Annotated in this window: 21 protein-coding genes; 15 read left to right on the forward strand and 6 right to left on the reverse strand. The window is 72.6% G+C overall.

Annotated features, from left to right (window positions below):
- The first annotated feature begins 91 nt into the window (after positions 1-91).
- Both IA22_RS0110730 and IA22_RS0110735 read left to right on the forward strand, forming a co-directional pair.
- Entirely contained in the window at positions 92-922 is an 831-nt protein-coding gene (locus IA22_RS0110730) for a DeoR/GlpR family DNA-binding transcription regulator (RefSeq protein ID WP_030123464.1), read from the forward strand.
- A gap of 67 nt (positions 923-989) precedes the next feature.
- Positions 990-1,424: an SRPBCC family protein gene (locus tag IA22_RS0110735; RefSeq protein WP_014157770.1), complete on the forward strand. Its 435-nt coding sequence runs from the start codon at positions 990-992 to the stop codon at positions 1,422-1,424.
- A 28-nt stretch (positions 1,425-1,452) separates the two neighbouring features.
- Here the strand turns inward: IA22_RS0110735 and cds1 are convergent, their stop codons facing one another.
- Entirely contained in the window at positions 1,453-2,586 is a 1,134-nt protein-coding gene (cds1, locus tag IA22_RS0110740) for an L-cysteine desulfhydrase Cds1 (RefSeq protein ID WP_014157769.1), read from the reverse strand.
- 320 nt (positions 2,587-2,906) lie between these two features.
- Here cds1 and IA22_RS0110745 point away from each other — a divergent pair, with 320 nt between their 5' ends.
- The 5 genes from IA22_RS0110745 (at position 2,907) to IA22_RS0110765 (ending at position 6,189) form a co-directional block, all read left to right on the forward strand.
- Positions 2,907-3,194 carry a hypothetical protein gene (locus tag IA22_RS0110745; protein WP_030123465.1) on the forward strand — a complete coding sequence of 96 codons (288 nt, stop codon included), beginning with the start codon at positions 2,907-2,909 and terminating at the stop codon, positions 3,192-3,194.
- A gap of 214 nt (positions 3,195-3,408) precedes the next feature.
- The gene (locus tag IA22_RS0110750) at positions 3,409-3,936 is read left to right on the forward strand and encodes an ATP-binding protein (RefSeq protein ID WP_179831144.1); all 528 of its coding nucleotides are present in this window, start codon (positions 3,409-3,411) and stop codon (positions 3,934-3,936) included.
- 162 nt (positions 3,937-4,098) lie between these two features.
- On the forward strand, positions 4,099-4,689 hold the full coding sequence (locus tag IA22_RS0110755; RefSeq protein ID WP_030123468.1) for a TetR/AcrR family transcriptional regulator: 591 nt from the start codon (positions 4,099-4,101) through the stop codon (positions 4,687-4,689).
- Positions 4,690-4,720: 31 nt separating this feature from the next.
- The gene (locus tag IA22_RS0110760; protein ID WP_030123470.1) at positions 4,721-5,302 is read left to right on the forward strand and encodes a DUF4865 family protein; all 582 of its coding nucleotides are present in this window, start codon (positions 4,721-4,723) and stop codon (positions 5,300-5,302) included.
- Positions 5,299-6,189, forward strand: coding sequence for a phosphotriesterase family protein (locus IA22_RS0110765; protein ID WP_030123471.1), 891 nt, complete (start codon positions 5,299-5,301; stop codon positions 6,187-6,189). The genes IA22_RS0110760 and IA22_RS0110765 overlap by 4 nt, the downstream gene beginning before the upstream one ends.
- 45 nt (positions 6,190-6,234) lie before the next feature.
- Here IA22_RS0110765 and IA22_RS0110770 read toward each other — a convergent pair whose 3' ends face one another.
- Positions 6,235-7,449, reverse strand: a complete 1,215-nt coding sequence (locus IA22_RS0110770; protein ID WP_015576064.1) for an ROK family protein — start codon at positions 7,447-7,449, stop codon at positions 6,235-6,237.
- 121 nt (positions 7,450-7,570) lie between these two features.
- Here IA22_RS0110770 and IA22_RS0110775 point away from each other — a divergent pair, with 121 nt between their 5' ends.
- The 5 genes from IA22_RS0110775 to IA22_RS0110795 all read left to right on the forward strand — a co-directional run bounded on the left by IA22_RS0110775 (position 7,571) and on the right by IA22_RS0110795 (position 9,985).
- Complete coding sequence (locus IA22_RS0110775; RefSeq protein WP_030123472.1) at positions 7,571-8,794, forward strand: MFS transporter; 1,224 nt, start codon at positions 7,571-7,573, stop codon at positions 8,792-8,794.
- A 79-nt stretch (positions 8,795-8,873) separates the two neighbouring features.
- Entirely contained in the window at positions 8,874-9,242 is a 369-nt protein-coding gene (locus IA22_RS0110780) for an SCO4225 family membrane protein (protein WP_030123473.1), read from the forward strand.
- Between the two features lie 23 nt (positions 9,243-9,265).
- Positions 9,266-9,388 carry a hypothetical protein gene (locus IA22_RS38220; RefSeq protein WP_318259834.1) on the forward strand — a complete coding sequence of 41 codons (123 nt, stop codon included), beginning with the start codon at positions 9,266-9,268 and terminating at the stop codon, positions 9,386-9,388.
- 14 nt (positions 9,389-9,402) lie between these two features.
- Positions 9,403-9,591 carry a hypothetical protein gene (locus tag IA22_RS38225; protein ID WP_030123474.1) on the forward strand — a complete coding sequence of 63 codons (189 nt, stop codon included), beginning with the start codon at positions 9,403-9,405 and terminating at the stop codon, positions 9,589-9,591.
- 97 nt (positions 9,592-9,688) lie between these two features.
- Positions 9,689-9,985, forward strand: a complete 297-nt coding sequence (locus IA22_RS0110795) for a DUF6332 family protein (RefSeq protein WP_030123475.1) — start codon at positions 9,689-9,691, stop codon at positions 9,983-9,985.
- Between the two features lie 87 nt (positions 9,986-10,072).
- Here the strand turns inward: IA22_RS0110795 and IA22_RS0110800 are convergent, their stop codons facing one another.
- Positions 10,073-10,801 carry a TetR/AcrR family transcriptional regulator gene (locus IA22_RS0110800; protein WP_030123476.1) on the reverse strand — a complete coding sequence of 243 codons (729 nt, stop codon included), beginning with the start codon at positions 10,799-10,801 and terminating at the stop codon, positions 10,073-10,075.
- Between the two features lie 127 nt (positions 10,802-10,928).
- On the opposite strand from IA22_RS0110800, the gene IA22_RS0110805 reads away from it, so the two are divergent.
- Positions 10,929-11,384: a nitroreductase/quinone reductase family protein gene (locus IA22_RS0110805; RefSeq protein ID WP_014157758.1), complete on the forward strand. Its 456-nt coding sequence runs from the start codon at positions 10,929-10,931 to the stop codon at positions 11,382-11,384.
- Here IA22_RS0110805 and IA22_RS0110810 read toward each other — a convergent pair.
- A complete protein-coding gene (locus IA22_RS0110810) occupies positions 11,368-12,633 on the reverse strand; it encodes a geranylgeranyl reductase family protein (protein ID WP_030123477.1) in 1,266 nt (421 codons plus the stop codon). The two genes, IA22_RS0110805 and IA22_RS0110810, sit on opposite strands and share 17 nt — an antisense overlap.
- A 194-nt stretch (positions 12,634-12,827) precedes the next feature.
- Here IA22_RS0110810 and IA22_RS0110815 point away from each other — a divergent pair, with 194 nt between their 5' ends.
- Entirely contained in the window at positions 12,828-14,192 is a 1,365-nt protein-coding gene (locus IA22_RS0110815) for a dipeptidase (RefSeq protein WP_030123478.1), read from the forward strand.
- A 226-nt stretch (positions 14,193-14,418) separates the two neighbouring features.
- Here the strand turns inward: IA22_RS0110815 and IA22_RS0110820 are convergent, their stop codons facing one another.
- Both IA22_RS0110820 and IA22_RS0110825 read right to left on the reverse strand, forming a co-directional pair.
- Positions 14,419-15,462, reverse strand: a complete 1,044-nt coding sequence (locus IA22_RS0110820) for an NUDIX domain-containing protein (RefSeq protein ID WP_014157755.1) — start codon at positions 15,460-15,462, stop codon at positions 14,419-14,421.
- A gap of 156 nt (positions 15,463-15,618) precedes the next feature.
- Positions 15,619-16,587 carry an ROK family protein gene (locus tag IA22_RS0110825; RefSeq protein ID WP_030123479.1) on the reverse strand — a complete coding sequence of 323 codons (969 nt, stop codon included), beginning with the start codon at positions 16,585-16,587 and terminating at the stop codon, positions 15,619-15,621.
- A 183-nt stretch (positions 16,588-16,770) separates the two neighbouring features.
- On the opposite strand from IA22_RS0110825, the gene IA22_RS0110830 reads away from it, so the two are divergent.
- Positions 16,771-17,799: a LacI family DNA-binding transcriptional regulator gene (locus tag IA22_RS0110830; RefSeq protein WP_030123480.1), complete on the forward strand. Its 1,029-nt coding sequence runs from the start codon at positions 16,771-16,773 to the stop codon at positions 17,797-17,799.
- Position 17,800: the final 1 nt, after the last annotated feature.

Consider the following 17,800-nt stretch of genomic DNA (forward strand, 5'->3'; position numbering starts at 1 on the left):
GGGACGGTGCGCGGGCGTGCGTGGGAGGATGAGGGCGTCCCGCAGGACCGCTGCCGGACCGTGCGGACAGAGGGAAGGGCCGGGGCCGGCGTTGAGCGACAATCAGAACCTGCTCGCGGAGCAGCGGCGCGCGCTCATCCTCGACGAGGTCCGCAGGCGCGGCGGGGTCAGGGTCAACGAGCTGACCCGCAGGCTGAGCGTCTCCGACATGACCATCCGCCGGGATCTGGACGCGCTCGCCCGTCAGGGCGTCGTCGAGAAGGTGCACGGCGGAGCTGTTCCGGTCGTCGAGGCGAGCACGCACGAGCCCGGTTTCGAGGCCAAGTCGACACTGGAGCTCAGCGCCAAGGAGGACATCGCGCGGGCCGCGGCCTCGATGGCGGTGCCCGGCAGCGCGATCGCGCTCTCCGGCGGTACGACGACGTTCGCGCTGGCCCATCACCTCCTGGACGTACCGGGGCTGACGGTGGTGACGAATTCGGTGCGGGTGGCCGAGGTGTTCCACAGTGCCCAGCGTCCGACGTCGGCCGGCGGGGCGCGGGCCGGCGCGGCCGCGGTGGTCCTGACCGGCGGGGTCCGGACGCCTTCGGACTCGCTCGTGGGACCGGTGGCGGACCGCGCGATCGACTCGCTCCACTTCGACGTCCTGTTCCTCGGTGTGCACGGGATCTCGGTCGAGGCCGGTCTCTCCACGCCGAATCTCGCCGAGGCCGAGACGAACCGGCGCTTCGTGCGTGCGGCCAGGCGGGTCGTCGTGGTGGCCGACCACACCAAGTGGGGCACGGTGGGGCTGAGTTCGTTCGCGGGACTCGACGAGGTCGACGCGTTCGTCACGGACGCGGGGGTGCCCGACGCCGCGCGGCAGGAGATCGAGGAGCACCTCCCCGGCCTCGTGGTGGCGGGTGGGTCGCCGGACGAGTAGTCCGCCGCGCCGCACCCGGGTCCCGCGCTCCGCGCCCGGCGGGTGCCGTACGTCCTAGGATCGGGCTGTGGCCCTCTTCCGTATCGAACGATTCACTCCCCTTCCCGCCGCCGAGGCGTGGCGACGGGTGACCGACTGGGAGCGGCACGGCGGGACCGTTCCGCTCACCTCCGTCACCGTCCCGGCGGGCGGATCCACCGGGCCGGGGACGGTCTTCGTGGCCCGTACCGGTGTGGGGCCGCTGGGTTTCGACGACCCGATGGAAGTGGTGCGCTGGACCCCGCCAGCTGCCGGCCGGGCGGGGGTCTGCCGGCTGGAGAAGCGGGGTTCCGTGGTGCGTGGGCAGGCCTCGATCGACGTCTGCCCGACCGGCTCCGGCTCCCACGTGATCTGGGTCGAGGAGCTGCGTGTGCGCCTGCTTCCCCGCTGGGCCGACCCGTTGCTGGCGGCGGCGGGCCGGCGGGTCTTCTCCCGGGAGCTCGGCGTCCTCCTGGAGGACTGAGCGCCCCCGCAGGGGAGTTCCGGCCGGGTCAGGAAGGCCAGGTGCCGGTGGCCAGGAAGTGCTCGATCGTCCCGGTGTACGGCAGGATGTCCAGGCCCTGCTCACGCAGCCAGTCGTCCGAGTAGTACTTGTCGAGGTAGCGGTCGCCCGGGTCGCAGAAGAGCGTGACGACGCTTCCCGTGCTTCCCCTCTCCACCATCTCGGCCACGAGTCTGAACGCGCTCCACAGGCCGGTGCCGGTCGAGCCGCCCGCCTTGCGGCCGATGGCTCGTTCGAGCACCCGGACCGCGGCGACGCTGGCGGCGTCGGGCACCTTCATCATCCGGTCGATGGCCCCCGGCACGAAGCTCGGCTCCATCCGCGGCCTGCCGATGCCTTCGATGCGTGAGCCGCAGTCGGCGGTCGCCAGCTGGTCGTCGCGGGTCCATCCGTCGAAGAAGCAGGAGTTCTCCGGGTCGGGTACGCAGATCCGGGTGTCGTGCTGCATGTAGCGGACGTAACGCCCGATGGTCGCGGAGGTTCCGCCGGTTCCGGCGGTGGCCACGATCCAGGCCGGCTCGGGGTAGCGCTCCAGGCGCAGCTGCTGGTAGATGGATTCGGCGATGTTGTTGTTGCCCCGCCAGTCGGTGGCGCGTTCCGCGTAGGTGAACTGATCCATGTAGTGCCCGCCGGTCTCGGCCGCGAGGGCCGCCGACTCCTCGTACAGCCGGCGGGAGTCGTCGACGAAGTGGCACTGGCCGCCGTGGAATTCGATCAGGCGGCACTTCTCGGGGCTGGTGGTCCGGGGCATCACCGCGACGAACGGCACACCGATCAGCTTCGCGAAGTACGCCTCCGAGACGGCGGTCGAGCCGCTGGACGCCTCGATGACCGGCTTGCCGCGCCGGATCCAGCCGTTGCAGAGTCCGTAGAGGAACAACGAGCGGGCCAGCCGGTGTTTGAGACTGCCCGTCGGGTGCGTCGACTCGTCCTTCAGGTAGAGGTCGATGCCCCAGTGTTCCGGCAGCGGGAAGCGCAGGAGATGGGTGTCGGCCGAACGGTTGGCGTCCGCCTGGACCTTGCGCACGGCCTCCTTGAGCCAGGCCCGGTAGTCCGGGTCGCTCCGGTCGACGTCCACGGTGTCCATGACGTCGCCGCCGGGTGCGTGCTCACCGGTGTCCATCAGGGGTCTCCTTCGGGTGACGGCGTTCCTGCGTGAGGCACCCACGATATTCCCCCCACCTGCACAAACAATTGCTTTGGCGGTCCATAGCCCTTCCTTGGCCCAGGTGTTCGAGCTTCCCGCCCCCGGGGGCGGGAACGGATCCCGGTCCCCGCCGAAATCGGTGAGGGGGCCTGGTGCGGGGCCCTGTCCGCGGGCAGACTTGCAGAAGCCGGTACAAGGGGGGCGAAGTGGCCGAGACAGAGTTCAGTGCTGCGGATTTCGGGGCGCCGGAGTACGGGGGGCCGGAGTTCGGCGCGGCGGAGTTCCGCGCGAGCGACGTGAGAATCCAGCGGTGGGCGCGGTCGCTGACCCGAGCCGGCCAAGTGATCGTCAAGGACGGCAGGATCGTGCTGCTGACGAGCAACGGGCGGGAGATCGCCAGTGCCCCGGTGACGACCGTGAGTGCCGGGAAGCCGTGGTTCCTCGCGGCCGACTCGGCGATAGCCCGCATCAACGGGGTGCGGTACCGGCTGACCATGGGCCAGCGCAACCGCAGGCCCGGCGGGGCCGCACCGGTCCGCAGGTTCCTGGACGCACTGCGGAGTGCCGCGGTGCGGCGCATCTGACGCTGCGGTCCGTCACGGGCACCGCGAGTTGCGGAGCCCAACCCCCTGAGTCACGCTGGTCACACGTCACTGAAGGTGCACCGGCGGTGACAGCGGAAGCCGCCCCCGCCGGGAGCCACGCAGGGCGGACCACGCATGACCAGAAACAGCAGTCAGCCATCTGCTGGATCCGTTCCTTCGTCTTCTTCCGGACCTCTTTCGGGGAGTCGCAGCCGTGATCAGCGAGCCAAGCAGGCACTGCGCGGTGGAGCTCCAGGCCCTGCCGTCGCGGATCGGTCAGGTCCGCAGAATAATCTCGGCGCAACTGCGCTACTGGCATCTCGATCCTCTGATCGACCATGCAGCGCTCGGCGTCACGGAACTGCTGACCAATGTCCACCGGCACGCACAGCCGGACAAATCATGCACCGTCGAGGTGGAGCTGCTGCTCGACCGGCTGACGGTCTCCGTCCACGACCACGACCCCCGGCTGCCGACCATGGGCTTCGCCGATTCGTCCGCCACCTCCGGGCGCGGGCTGGCGATGATCGCCGCGGTCAGCGAGAGCTGGGGCGTACGACCGAGTGACGACGCGGGGAAGGTCATCTGGTTCACCCTGTCCGCGCCCTCCTCCACCACCGCCGCACTGCACCCTCTCCCGGTGTACGGGTCGACGACCGACGGCCCGTTCGGGCCGGATGCCGCCGGGCCGCTGGAGGCGTCGGCGGCCCGGACCCGGACCAGGTCGGCCGTCGTCGGCTGACGGTGCCGCGCACCGCACACGGCGCACCCGGAGCGCGTCGGTCCACCCGTGACCGGCGCGCTCCGGCCCGTCCACTCCCGGTCCGGGCGCTCCTTCGTGACTGCCGCTCCGCCCGGAGGTGCCGCTCGGTACGTCAAATCCGGGACTTCTGTACCTACTGGTATGTACAGTGCTGTCATGAGCACTCCGGAGCGGTTGATCGAGGCCACCCAGGAACTCCTGTGGGAGCGCGGCTACGTGGGTACCAGCCCCAAGGCGATCCAACAGCGGGCGGGCGCGGGCCAGGGCAGCATGTACCACCACTTCGCGGGCAAGCCCGATCTGGCGCTCGCCGCCGTCACCCGTACCGCCGCGGAGATGAGGGGGACCGCCGGGCATCTGCTGGACGGCCCCGGATCCGCGTACGAGCGGATCGAGGCCTATCTGCTGCGCGAGCGCGACGTCATGAAGGGCTGCCCGGTGGGCCGGCTGACGATGGACCCCGAGGTGATCGCCAGCGACGCGCTGCGGGCCCCGGTGGACGAGACGATCGGCTGGCTGCGGGGAAGGCTGGCCGAGATCCTCCAGGAGGGCCTGGACCGGGGCGATCTCACCCCCGGCCTGGTGCCCGGGGAGGTGGCGGCCGCCGTCGTGGCGACGGTCCAGGGTGGTTACGTCCTGGCCCGCGCGTCCGGATCGACGGCCGCCTTCGACTCCGCGGTCCGGGGACTGCTCTCCCTGCTCGCCCCCGCCGCACCGGCCGTCAAGGCCTGAGAACGGCAGGCACACAGCCCGAGGAGACGCGATGCACGCCATGCAGTACGAGATCACCCTGCCCGCCGACTACGACATGGAGATCATCCGTGAGAGGGTCGCGACCAGGGGCCACCTCCTCGACGACTTCCCCGGCCTCGGCCTGAAGGCGTACCTCGTCCGGGAACGCGGTGGGACCTCACCGGTCAACCAGTACGCCCCGCTGTACCTGTGGTCGGCCCCCGAGGGCATGACCTCCTTCCTCCGGGGCCCGGGATTCCAGGGCGTCGTCGACGACTTCGGCCGCCCCGAGGTGCAGCACTGGACCGGGCTCTCCTACCGGGAGGGGGCCTCCCCGCAGGCACCACCGCGCACGGCGGTCCGCCGGCGCGAGCGGATCGCGCACGGCGTGCGGCCGGCTGCCGCGATGGAGGCGGCGCTGGAGGAGAGCCACCGGCTGGCGGGGACCCCCGGGGCCGTCGCCACGGCGCTGGCCGTCGATCCCCGCCACTGGGAGCTGCTCCACTTCAGCCTCTGGGAGCAGGAGCCGTCGCCGGTACCGGGAGACCGCTACGAGGTGCTGCACCTGTCCGCGCCGGAACGCGGCCGGCTGGGGCAGGGGCAGCGGCGGTGACCCGGGTCCGTACGGTGCTGGGGGACGTCCCGGCCGGGGAGCTGGGGGTCTGCGACGCGCACGACCACCTCTTCATCCGCACCCCGGCGCTGCCCGGACAGGAGCTGGACGACCCGGCCGACGCGCGCGACCGGCTGCGTGAGTTCCACGAGCTGGGCGGCCGCACGGTCGTCCAGTGGACCCCGTACGGGATGGGCAGGCGGCCGGAGGACCTGGCCGCCCTGTCCCGGCAGGGCGGGACGCGGATCGTCGCCGCGACCGGGCTGCACCGCGCGGCCCACTACGCGCCGGAACTGCTCGGCCGGATCATGCCGGGGCTGGAGGATCTGTTCGTCTCGGAGATCACGGACGGGATCGGCGGCTCCGGGGTGCGAGCGGGCCTGATCAAGGTGGCCGGCGCGTTCCACGGCGTCGACGCCCACGCGCGGCGCACGATGGTGGCGGCCGCCGGCGCCCACCACCGGACGGGGGCTCCGATCGCCGTCCATCTGGAGCTGGGAACCGCCGCGACGGACGTGCTGGATCTGCTGTGCGGAGAGCTGGGGGTGGAACCGAGGCGGGTGATCCTCGGCCACCTGGGACGGTTCCCCGACGCCGTCGCGCAGCTCGACGTCGCGCGGGCGGGTGCCTTCCTCGCGTTCGACGGGCCTTCCCGGGCCCACCACGCCACGGACTGGCGGCTGCCCGAGCAGCTGGCCTCGCTCACGGAGGCCGGGTTCGGCGGGCAGGTGCTGCTCGGCGGCGACACCACGGTGCCGGAGACGCCGGGGATGCCGTACCTGTTGCGGCGTCTGCGCCCGCGTCTGGTGCGGTCCCTCGGTGACGACGCGCTGGAGGCGGTGCTCGTCGCCAATCCGGCACGGGCGTTCGCCCTGGCCGCCCCCTGAACGGGGTCGCTCGCCGACCGGCGGCCCCCTCCCCCGGCCCGCCGGTCAGGTCAGCGCGGCCAGCGGGTCGTCGAGCACGGGCTGCCAGGCCATCTCGGCTGCGCCCACCAGGCTGTTGTGGTCCAGCGTGCACGAGAGGATGGGCACGCTGCCGCTGCGGCCCCACAGACTGCGGTCGGCGACGACGGCCCGCAGCCGTTCGGGGTCGGCCTGCAGCAGATCGCGGTGCAGGCCGCCCAGGATGATGCGGTCCGGGTTGAGGATGTTGACCAGCCCGGCGAGTCCGAGGCCGAGACGGTCGATCAGTTCCTCCGCGGCGGCACGCACGTCGGAGTCCCCGTACTCCGAGCGCAGCAGGTCGCCCGACTGCTTGAGCAGGGACTCCTCGGGGCCGGGCTCCCTGCGGGCCGCGGTGAGGAAGGCGAGGGGGTCGGTCTCGACGTCGAGGCAGCCTCGTCCGCCGCAGTGGCAGGGGCGGCCCTCGGGGTTCACCGTGAGGTGCCCGACCTCCAGGGCGAGCCCCGAACTCCCGCTGTGGAGGCGGCCGTCCAGAACGAGTGCGCCGCCCACCCCCCGGTGGCCGGTGGCGACACAGAGCAGGTGCTGTGCGCCGCGCCCCGCGCCGTGGCGGTGCTCGGCCAGGGCGGCGAGGTTGACGTCGTTGGCGGTGAACGCGGGGCCGGGGATGCCCGCCGCGCGTACACAGGCGGAGAAGATCTCGCGGACCGGTGCGCCGGCAGGCCAGGCGATGTGCAGCGGATTGAGCGCCGTGCCCTCGGGTTCGGCGACGGCGGAGGGCACCGCGAGACCGGCGCCGACACAGCGGAGCCCGCTCTCGCGCAGGAGTTGGGCCCCGGCCTCGACGACCTCGCCGAGGACCTGGGCGGGATCGGCCATGACGGCGACGCAGCCGGGCGCGGTGGCCACGATCCGGCCCCCCAGCCCCACCAGCGCGGCACGGAAGCCGTCGGAGTGGACCTGGGCGGCGAGAGCCACGGGCCCGCTGTCCCGGACGGACAGCCGGTGGGACGGCCGGCCCTGCGAACCGGCCGCGGAGCCCGGACTGGAGTCGACCTTGATGAGCCCGAGGGCCTCCAGCTCCGCGGCCACCGCACCCGCCGTGGCGCGGGTGACACCGAGTTCGGAGGTCAGTACGGCACGGGTGGGGGCGCGGCCCGTGTGCACGAGCTCCAGGGCGGGCCCGAGCGCGCTGCGGCCCCTCTCCAACTTCGTCCGCGTACTGGTCGACTTGCCGTTCATGGGGGCGAGTCTCCCACGATCCGAGGGTGTCGCCGACGCTTGTGCACCCCGCACCGTTCACCTGCTCGTCACCGGGACGGCGGCCTTGCGCACACTGTCGGAGCCACCCTATGCTCACTTTGTGCCGCGCGTAAACAAACTGCGGACGACCCCGTCGGGGGAACCGGGCGAGGACGCCGCCCCGCTTCCGCCTGCCCGCCTCCGTACCGCCCTGACCGTCTTCTTCGCCCTCGACGGCTTCCTCTTCGCCGGCTGGGTGGTCCGCATCCCGGCCATCAAGCACCAGGCGGGGGCCACGGCCTTCACCCTCGGGCTCGCCCTGCTCGGCGTCTCCGCGGGCGCGGTGATCACGATGATGCTCACCGGGAGGCTCTGCCGGCGCTACGGAAGCCACACGGTCACCGTGGTCTGCGGGGTGCTGCTGTCGCTGAGCATCGCCCTTCCCGCGCAGACGGGTTCGGCCCTCACGCTCGGTCTCGTACTCCTGCTCTTCGGTGCCGCGTACGGCGGTATGAACGTGTCGATGAACAGCGCGGCCGTCGATCTGGTGATTGCTCTGCGGCGCCCGGTGATGCCGGGCTTCCACGCCGCGTTCAGCTTCGGCGGCATGGCGGGCGCGGGTCTCGGCGGTCTGGTCGCGGGCGGCCTCCCGCCCGCGACGCACCTCGCCGCCCTGACCGGCATCGGGCTCGTCGTCACCGCGGTGACCGGCCCCGTACTCCTGCGCGGTGGCCCCGCGGCGCCTCCGTCGGAGCAGCGTGCGGCGAACGGCTCCGAGCCGTCGAAGGGGATGAGCACCCGGGCACGCCGGATCGTGGTCCTGTTCGGTGTGATCGCCCTGTGCACGGCCTACGGCGAGGGGGCACTGGCCGAGTGGGGCGCACTGCACCTCGGTCAGGACCTGGACGCCTCCCCCGGCCTCGCGGCCGCCGGATACTCGCTGTTCGCGCTGACGATGGCCGTCGGCAGGCTCAGCGGCACCACACTCCTGGAACGCTTCGGTCAGACCCGCACGCTGGTGACGGGCGGGGCGACGGCGGCGGCGGGGATGCTGCTCGGCGCCCTGGCTCCGGTCCTCTGGCTCGCGCTGCTCGGCTTCGCGGTGGCCGGTCTGGGCCTGGCCAACATATTTCCCGTCGCGGTCGGCCGGGCGGGCGCGCTGGCCGGGCCCAGCGGGGTGGCCGCCGCCTCGACCCTGGGCTACGGCGGAATGCTCCTGGGGCCGCCGGTGATCGGCTTCCTGGCCGACTGGACGTCCCTCCCGGTCGCCCTCAGCACGGTGACCGTGCTCGCCGCCACTGCGGCCGTACTGGGTTACTCGGCCCGCAACGCGACGAACAACTGAGCGATTGAGTAGGCGTACCCAGGCGCCGCCGGACGCTCCGGAGCACCATGGAAGCACCAGCCATCGACGGGGAGCGGACATGAGCCACCGGGATGCGATCGCGCGGCACCTGCGCGCGTCGGCACGACTGACCTTCGGCAACACGGCCTCACGGATCTACCTCGGCCTCGTCCTCGCGGTCGCGGTGTTCGTCGCGGTGGACACGCTGTTCGTGTCCCACGACGACGCCTCGTTCGCCGGCGTCTGGCTGTTCTTCCTCGCCGCGCCGACCGTGTTCGCCTTCCTCCTCGGCAGCTCGATGGCCGGTGCGGACGCCGGAGGCCCCGCCTGGTTCGTCCATCTCGCGCTCGTGGTGTCGGTACTCGTACAGGCCTGCGCGCTCGGCGGGTTCTCCCGGCTGGTGCGGGGCCCCCACCGGGGCCGCTCGGCACATCCGCAGGGCGTCTGAAGCGGCTCCGGCACAATCGAGGCGTGGAGGTCTCCGAGCACCTGGACGCCTTCGGCGCGGAAGGCCTCGCACTCGCCTCCGCCGCCCGCGAGGCGGGGCCCGAGGCCCTGGTGCCGACTGCCCGGGCTGGCGGGTACGCGACCTGATCCGGCACACCGGCATGGTGCACCGCTGGGCGACGGGAATGGTCGTGGACGAGAGCCGCACCTGCCGCGAGGCGGCCGACGAGCCGGCGCTGGACGCGACCGGGAAGCGGTCGGGCAGCGGCGCCCGGCACGGACACCCGGCGGGCCTCGCCGCACCTCGCCCGGCGCACCGGGCCGCCCCTCTCCGGCTCACGCGTAGGTGACGGATGCGCGCGCACGAGTGCGTGGAGCACACGGATCCGGGTCGGGGAGCGGGAAGGGGTGCTTGCCGCGGAGCCGTCCCCCTGTGACACTCCGGACATGTCACGACGCACTCAGGCGGAGCGGGACGCGATGACCGTCGAGATCGGCTACGCGCTCGTCAGCGGAGCCGTGGTGGCGGTGGTGACGTTCGCCGGGATCTTCCTCCCCGCCCTGCTCATCGACCTGCCGAATGTCGCCGAACGAGTGCTGTCGCGCACCGGGGCCGCACTCGGGGCAGCGGCGTTCGTCGTCCGGGTCGTCCATGTGCTGTGGCGGTTTCCCCGAACGGCCGGGGAGCGACGTCCGCCGCCCGTCCGGCCGAGCCGCCCGGGGCGCACGAACCTCGACTCGTGAGCCGGTAGGACGCGTTGCGCCCTGGTGCGGCCACCCGGCTCGACCGGGGCGCGGCAGGACGGCGGGCAGGGTCCCGGCCGCCCCCTGTCAGCCGCTCGTGCGGCCGTCGCCTGCGGGCCGGCCGTCGAGCAGGCCCACCGAGCGCCCGAGTTCGTGAACGGAGTGCCGGAAGAACTGCTCACGGTCCTCGACGACCCGGTCGAACTGGCCGAAGAGTTCGAAGGAGATCAGCCCGGACAGCTGCGCCCACGCGGAGACGAGGGCCACCACGACAGCCGGTGGAAGGTCGGCGGCCAGGTCGGCCGCCATACGTGCGGCCTCGGGGCGCAGTCCGTCGGTCAGCGGAGGGACGGCGACACCCTCGGCGAGGTGGGCGGCGCGTACGACACCGATGAGGACCTGCCCCACACGGGAGGCGGGACCGACGGTGTCCGGCGGAGCGGTGTAGCCGGGGACGGGCGAGCCGTAGATCAGCGCGTACTCGTGGGGGTGGGCGAGTGCCCGGTCCCGTACCGCGCAGGCGACCGCCACCCAGCGGGCGGGGTGGGTCGCCGCCGCGTCACGGGCACCCGCCCAGGCCGTTTCCGCGGCCTCGCCCACGGCGTCGTAGGCGTCGACGATGAGAGCCGTCAGCAGGTCGTCCCGGCTGGGGAAGTAGCGGTAGAGCGCGGAGGAGGCCATGCCGAGCTCCCGGGCCACGGCGCGCAGGGAGAGCTTCGCGGCGCCTTCGGCCGCGAGCTGGTTCCTCGCCTCGTCCTTGATCGCCGCGGTGACTTCGACGCGGGCACGTTCCCTGGCTCCTCGCACGGTGCTCATGGTGCTCAGTCTGCCACGCACCCAGAGCACCGCACACGAAAGAGAGCAGTGCTCTTGCTTTGGCGCACCGCACTCGTGCACACTGCTCTCAAGCGAGAGCACTGCTCTCCGAACGGCGGGAGCCACCATGTCGCAGCAGCCGTACTACCTCCAGGCAGGCACCTTCGCGCAGCGGATGAACGGGGTCGTCGGATGGCTCGCCCGCCACGGCGTCAGCCTCCTCGGCTCCGCGGAGATGTCCGTCCGGGGCCGCACCAGCGGCCGGATGCAGCGCATCCCCGTGAACCCCCATCACCACGGCGGCGAACGGTACCTGGTGTCCGCCCGCGGCCACTCCCAGTGGGTCCGCAACATGCGCGTGGCCGGAGGCGGGGAGCTCAAGGTGGGCCGGAAGGTCCACACCTTCACCGCCGCGGAGATCGCGGACGACGCACAGAAGGTGCGGATCCTGCGTGCCTATCTGAAGCGCTGGGGCTGGGAGGTCAACCAGTACTTCCAGGGTGTCACGGTGAAGTCGACCGACGCCGAACTCCTGGCCGCCTGCCCCGACCACCCCGTCTTCCGGATCACGGTCGAGGGCTGACCCGCTCCGCCCCCTGACGGTCCATCGCGTGCAGCGCGCGCTGGGCCAGCGGATGCGAGCGGACCAGTTCCGCGAGCGACGTCGTGCCCCGGGTGATGCCCGCGAAGGCGTTCCAGGCGGGGCGGAAGCCCGTCAGCACCGCGTGCAGGAGCCCGGGGCGCCGCTCGAAGAGCCTGAGCATGCGCCGTCCGACGCTCATCTCCACGCCCAGCCCCGCCTTGATCGCGAACGCGTAGTTGAGTGCCTGCCGCCGTGCGTCGACGGCGTCGTGCGACTCCGCGATGCGTACCGCCCACTCACCCGCGAGCCGCCCGGACCGCAGGGCGAAGGAGATGCCCTCCCTGGTCCAGGGCTCCAGCAGCCCGGCGGCGTCGCCGCAGACCACGACCCTTCCGCGGGAGAGCGGCGAGTCCTCGCTCCGGCAACGGGTCAGATGACCGGAGGAGATCGTCGGCTCGAACCCGGCGAGGCCCAGCCGGCCCACGAAGTCCTCCAGGTACCGCTTGGTCCCGGCCCCGTCACCACGCGCCGAGATCACTCCGACGGTCAGGGTGTCGCCCTTGGGGAAGACCCATCCGTAACTCCCGGGCATCGGGCCCCAGTCGATGAGCACCCGGCCCGCCCAGTCCTCGGCGACCGTCTCCGGGACGGGGATCTCCGCCTCGAGTCCGAGGTCCACCTGGTCGAGCTTCACACCGACGTGAGCCCCTATCCGGCCCGCGCTCCCGTCCGCGCCGACGACGGCGCGTGCGAGCACCGTCTCACCGCCGGACAGCACCACGGCGACCGTGCGCCGGTCCGGCACGGCGGTGCCGTGCTGCTCGACCCGCGTCACCGTCACGCCCGTGCGCAGCTCGGCGCCCGCCTTCTGGGCCTCCTCGACCAGACCGGCGTCGAACTCCGGCCGGTTGATCAGCCCGAAGAGCATCCGCTTGGACTTGCGGGTCCGCGCCAGCTTCCCGTTGAGCGAGAAGGTGACCGCGTGGATCCGGTCCTTCAGAGGCAGTTCGAACCCGGGGGGCAGGGAATCCCGTGAGAACCCGATGATTCCGCCGCCGCAGGTCTTGTAGCGGGGGATCTCCGCCTTCTCCAGCAACAGCACCCGACGGCCTGCGACGGCCGCCGCGTACGCCGCGGAAGCTCCGGCCGGGCCCGCGCCGACCACGACGACGTCCCAGACCGAGGACTCCTGCGGTACCGACGACGACTCATCCGGCTCACGTCCGGCGTCTGCGTTCTCGCTGCTCACGATGTGCTTCTGCTCCCGATCCGACCAGTGGCCCCAACTGCTCACGGCATCCTACGGCGCGCCACGGCCGAACTCCGCTGTGGGAGGATCAGCCATGAATTCGCCGGACACACGACACCGTCACCACGGCGTCGCCTCCGGCCGCGTGAACAGCGCGCCACAGTCCTAACGTCGCACCCACGAGGAGCGTGCCCATGACCGCCCGTCCGATTTCCGAGACCGTCGCCTCGCTGATGCCCCGCGCGAAGACGGAGCTCGCCGAGCTGGTGGCCTTCCGGTCGGTGGCGGACCCCGCGCAGTTCCCCCGGAGCGAGTGCGAGGCGGCGGCCGGCTGGGTCGCCGACGCGCTGCGTGCCGAGGACTTCCAGGACGTCGCCCTGCTCGACACCCCCGACGGAACCCAGTCGGTGTACGGCTTCCTCCCCGGCCCCGCCGGGGCTCCCACGGTGCTGCTCTACGCGCACTACGACGTGCAGCCTCCGCTGGACGAGTCCGCCTGGCTCTCCCCGCCGTTCGAGCTCACCGAGCGCGACGGGCGCTGGTTCGGCCGGGGTGCCGCGGACTGCAAGGGCGGGTTCATCATGCACCTGCTCGCGCTGCGCGCCCTCAAGGCGAACGGCGGCGTCCCGGTCTCCGTCAAGGTGATCGCGGAAGGCTCCGAGGAGCAGGGCACGGGCGGCCTCGAACGCTACGCCGAGGCCCACCCGGATCTGCTGGCCGCCGACACGATCGTCATCGGCGACACCGGCAACTTCCGTGTCGGACTCCCCACCGTCACCGCCACGCTGCGGGGCATGACCATGCTGCGGGTGCAACTGGACACCCTCGAGGGGAACCTGCACTCGGGGCAGTTCGGCGGCGCCGCCCCGGACGCCCTGGCCGCGATGATCCAGCTGCTGGCGTCCCTGCGCGCGGAGGACGGCACGACGACGGTCGACGGTCTCGCGACCGACGCGGAGTGGGACGGACTGCAGTACCCGGAGGGCGAGTTCCGCACGGACGCCAAGGTGCTCGACGGTGTCGGGCTGATCGGCACGGGGACGGTCGCGGACCGCATCTGGGCGCGCCCCGCGGTCACGGTCATCGGCATCGACTGCCCGCCGGTCGTCGGCGCCACCCCGTCGCTGCAGGCGAGTGCCCGGGCCCAGATCAGCCTGCGTGTTCCGCCGGGCCAGGACGCCGCGGAAGCCACGAAGCTGCTGACCGCCCACCTGGAGTCCCACGCACCCTGGGGAGCGCGGGTCTCCGTCGAACAGGTCGGCCAGGGGCAGCCCTTCCGCGCAGACGTCACCAGCCCCGCCTACACGTCGATGGCCGAGGCCATGCGGCTCGCCTACCCGGGCGAGGAGATGCAGGCCTCCGGCATGGGCGGCTCCATCCCCCTGTGCAACACCCTGGCGGCCCTGTACCCGCAGGCGGAGATCCTGCTCATCGGGCTGAGCGAGCCCGAGGCGCAGATCCACGCCGTGAACGAGAGCGTCTCCCCCGAGGAGCTCGAACGCCTCTCAGTGACCGAGGCACTGTTCCTGCGGAACTACGCGGAGTCCAAGAAGGGCTGAGAGCCCGTGGCAGGGCTCCCGGAGTACGTGCGGAGCCGGCGTCGCCCGGAGCGGATTCCCGGGCGGCGTGCGGCCCGCCGAGGGCGGTCATGCGCGGCGGGGCGTCCGGGCCCCGGCGTGTTCCTCTGCGATCCCGGCATCTCCGGGCCGCTGGTGCCGGTCCCTGACGGGCCGGCACCGGGGGCCCGGAGAGAGGCCGTCCGGTCCGGTGAGCTGACGGACGGCGCTACGGGCCGCCCACGGGCACCCCGGCCTCCAGGTTGAGCACGGTGGACCGCTCACGGGCCCGCAGTGCCCGGCGGAGCCGCTCGAAGCGCGTCGGCGGGAGCATCCCCGCCGCCTCCTCCTCGGTGACGAACCGCCAGCCGCGCAGCTCCGACCCCGGCAGCAGCAGCGTCGCCGCCTCCTCACCGCGCAGACGGCCGCCGTCGAACAGGAAGCGGAGGCCTCCGTACGCGGGCGGCTTGGGTGCCTCCCAGTCGACCACCAGGAGCTTCGGCACCGTGTCCAGGTGGAGCCCGATCTCCTCGGCGACCTCCCGTATACCCGCCTGGGCCGGGGCCTCGCCGGGTTCCACCACGCCGCCGGGGAACTCCCAGCCGGGCTTGTAGGTGGGATCGACGAGCAGCACCCGGTCCTGCTCGTCGAAGAGCAGCACCCCCGACGCGACGGTCTCCGCCCGTGGTTCGGGTGTCTGCACTATGCCGCACTCCTTGGCCTCGCCCGTGCGCAGCGCCTCGGCGATCCGCTCGGCCGTCTCGCCCGGGGTGAGCTCGCTGGTGTCGATCGTGTGGGCGTCCTGCGACATCCACCCGAGCGCCGCCCGGTAGGGCTCGATGTGCTCGTACGCCCACTGCCGGATCCGCTCACTGTGCTCGGGATCGCCGGGGTACTCCTCACGCTCGGCGATCCGCCTCCGCAGGATCGTTTCCTCAGGTGAGAGCAGTACATGCCGCACCGGTATGCGCCGCGAGGCGAGTCCGCCGAAGATCTCGTCGCGGTAGTCCTGTCTCAGCAGCGTCATCGGGACGATGAGCACACCGGGGAGTTCGGCGAGAAGCGCCGCGGCGGTGTCGACCACGAGGCGCCGCCATATCGGCAGGTCCTGGAAGTCGGTCACCTCGGCGAGCCTCTTCTGGGGCAGCAGCCGGCGCAGCTCCGCGCCCGTCAGCCCGGGGTCGTACAAGGTGCTGTTCGGGATCAGATCGACCAGTTCGCAGGCGGCGCCGGTCTTGCCCGCACTGAACGCACCGTTGATCCAGACGATCACGGTTCCCCCTCTTCCGTAGCCCCCTGTGGCTTGCCCGCAACACCCCGCTCCGGAAACCCGCGGGGGTCATACGGTTGCGCCGGCGTGTCCGCCGGGGCGCTCGTCGGGCAGGGGGACCGGGCGGGTACGCCGCCGTGAAGACCGTGCGGGGCCGCCCTACGGGGCGGCGACCGCCCGCACGCCGTTGGAGGCACCGCGGCGGACGGTCGAGGCCGCGGCCGCCGCCCCGACCAGGCCCGCGTCGGCGCCCATCACGGCGGAGGTCACGGTGAGCCCCTGGACGAAGGAGAGCGTGGCGTAGTCGCGCAAGGACGCGCGCAGGGGTGCGAAGAGCACCTCTCCGGCGCCGGCCACTCCCCCGCCGATCACCGCGATGTCGAGGTCGGCCAGGGTCGCGGTGGCGGCGATCCCGGCTGCGAGCGCCTGGGCGGCCCGCTCGAAGGAGGCGGCCGCGACCGGGTCCCCCGCACGCGCGGCGGCGGCCACGGCGGCGGCCGTGGTGTCGCCGTCCGCACCGGGGCGCCAGCCGTTCTCCAGAGCACGGCGCGCGATGTTGGGCCCGCTGGCGATGCGTTCGACACAGCCGCGCGCACCGCAGGGGCACGGGTCGCCGTCCAGGTCCACACTGATGTGACCGATGTGACCGGCGTTGCCGGAGGGACCCGGGTGCAGCTTGCCACCGAGTACGAGACCTCCGCCGACCCCTGTGGAGACGACCATGCACAGGGCGTTGTCATAGCCGCGTGCGGCGCCCAGCCAGTGTTCGGCGGCGGTCATCGCGACCCCGTCACCGACGAGCGTGACCGGCAGTCCGCCGGTCGCCGCGGCCACCCGGTCCACCAGCGGAAACCCGCGCCAGCCAGGGACGTTCACCGGGCTCACCGTGCCGGCCGAGGCGTCCACGGGCCCCGCGCTGCCGATGCCGACCGCACGCGCGCGGTGCCACAGCGGCGAGGCGGCCAGCTCCGCCAGGACGTCGTTCACCGCACCCATCACGGCCTCGGCACCCTCGCGGGCCGGCGTCGGGCGCTGCGCCCGTACGAGGAGGGATCCGCCGCCGTCCACCAACGCCCCGGCGATCTTGGTACCGCCGATGTCGAGCGCGGCGACGAGGTCGGTATGCATCGGTGTGGACTCTCCGGAAGGCTGAGGGGCAGGACCTGCGACTTCAATCAGATGGTCCTCCTAGTCTCCATTCTCTTGACAACGTTGTCCAGGGCCTATGCTCGACGCCACAGCTCCCGGCCCCTCACCGGCACCGACGGCGAGGGGCGGAACGCCCCGTTCCCGACGACAGGACAGCGCACCGTGGCCGAGACCGCCCGCCCTTCCGAGTCCCGCTACGGCAACAGGCCGACCATGAAGGACGTGGCCGCCCGTGCCGGAGTAGGCCTCAAGACGGTCTCACGCGTGGTGAACAGCGAGCCCGGAGTGACGCCCGACACCGAGCGTCGCGTCCAGGAGGCCATCGAGGCACTCGGCTTCCGCCGCAACGACAGCGCACGCGTTCTGCGCAAGGGCCGCACCGCGTCCATCGGCCTGGTCCTGGAGGATCTCGCGGACCCCTTCTACGGCCCGTTGAGCCGTGCCGTGGAGGAGGTGGCACGCGCTCACGGGGCCCTGCTCATCAACGGTTCGAGCGCCGAGGACCCGGAGCGCGAGCAGGAGCTCGTGCTGGCGTTGTGCGCCCGCCGGGTGGACGGCCTCATCGTCATCCCGGCCGGGGACGACCACCGCTATCTGGAGCCCGAGATGAAGGCGGGGATCGCCACCGTGTTCGTCGACCGCCCGGCGGGCCGGGTCGACGCGGACATGGTCCTCTCGGACAGCTTCGGCGGGGCACGTGCCGGCGTCGCCCATCTCGTCGCGCACGGCCACCACAGGATCGGCTTCATCGGCGACCAGCCGCGCATCCACACGGCCACGGAGCGGCTGCGTGGGTACCACGCCGCCATGACCGATGCCGGAATCGCGGTCCAGGACGCCTGGGTCTCCCTCGGTCCGACCGACCCCGCCCGGGTCAGGGCCGCGGCCGAGGCGATGCTGACCGGGCCGGAGCCGGTGACCGCGCTCTTCGCGGGGAACAACCGGGTGACCGTCACCGTCGTACGCGTACTCGCCGAGTGCCCGCGCCGGATCGCCCTGGTGGGCTTCGACGACATCGAGCTGGCCGACCTGCTCGGCATCACGGTGATCTCGCAGGACGCCGCGACGGTGGGCCGCACGGCGGCGGAACATTTGTTCCGCCGCCTCGACGGCGCGGCTCACGCCCCCGCGCGGGTGGAGCTGCCGACGCGGCTGATCCCGCGCGGCTCGGGCGAGATCCCGCCCGCGTGAC

It is taken from the genome of Kitasatospora papulosa (assembly GCF_000717245.1).
GTDB classification, from domain to species: domain Bacteria; phylum Actinomycetota; class Actinomycetes; order Streptomycetales; family Streptomycetaceae; genus Streptomyces; species Streptomyces papulosus.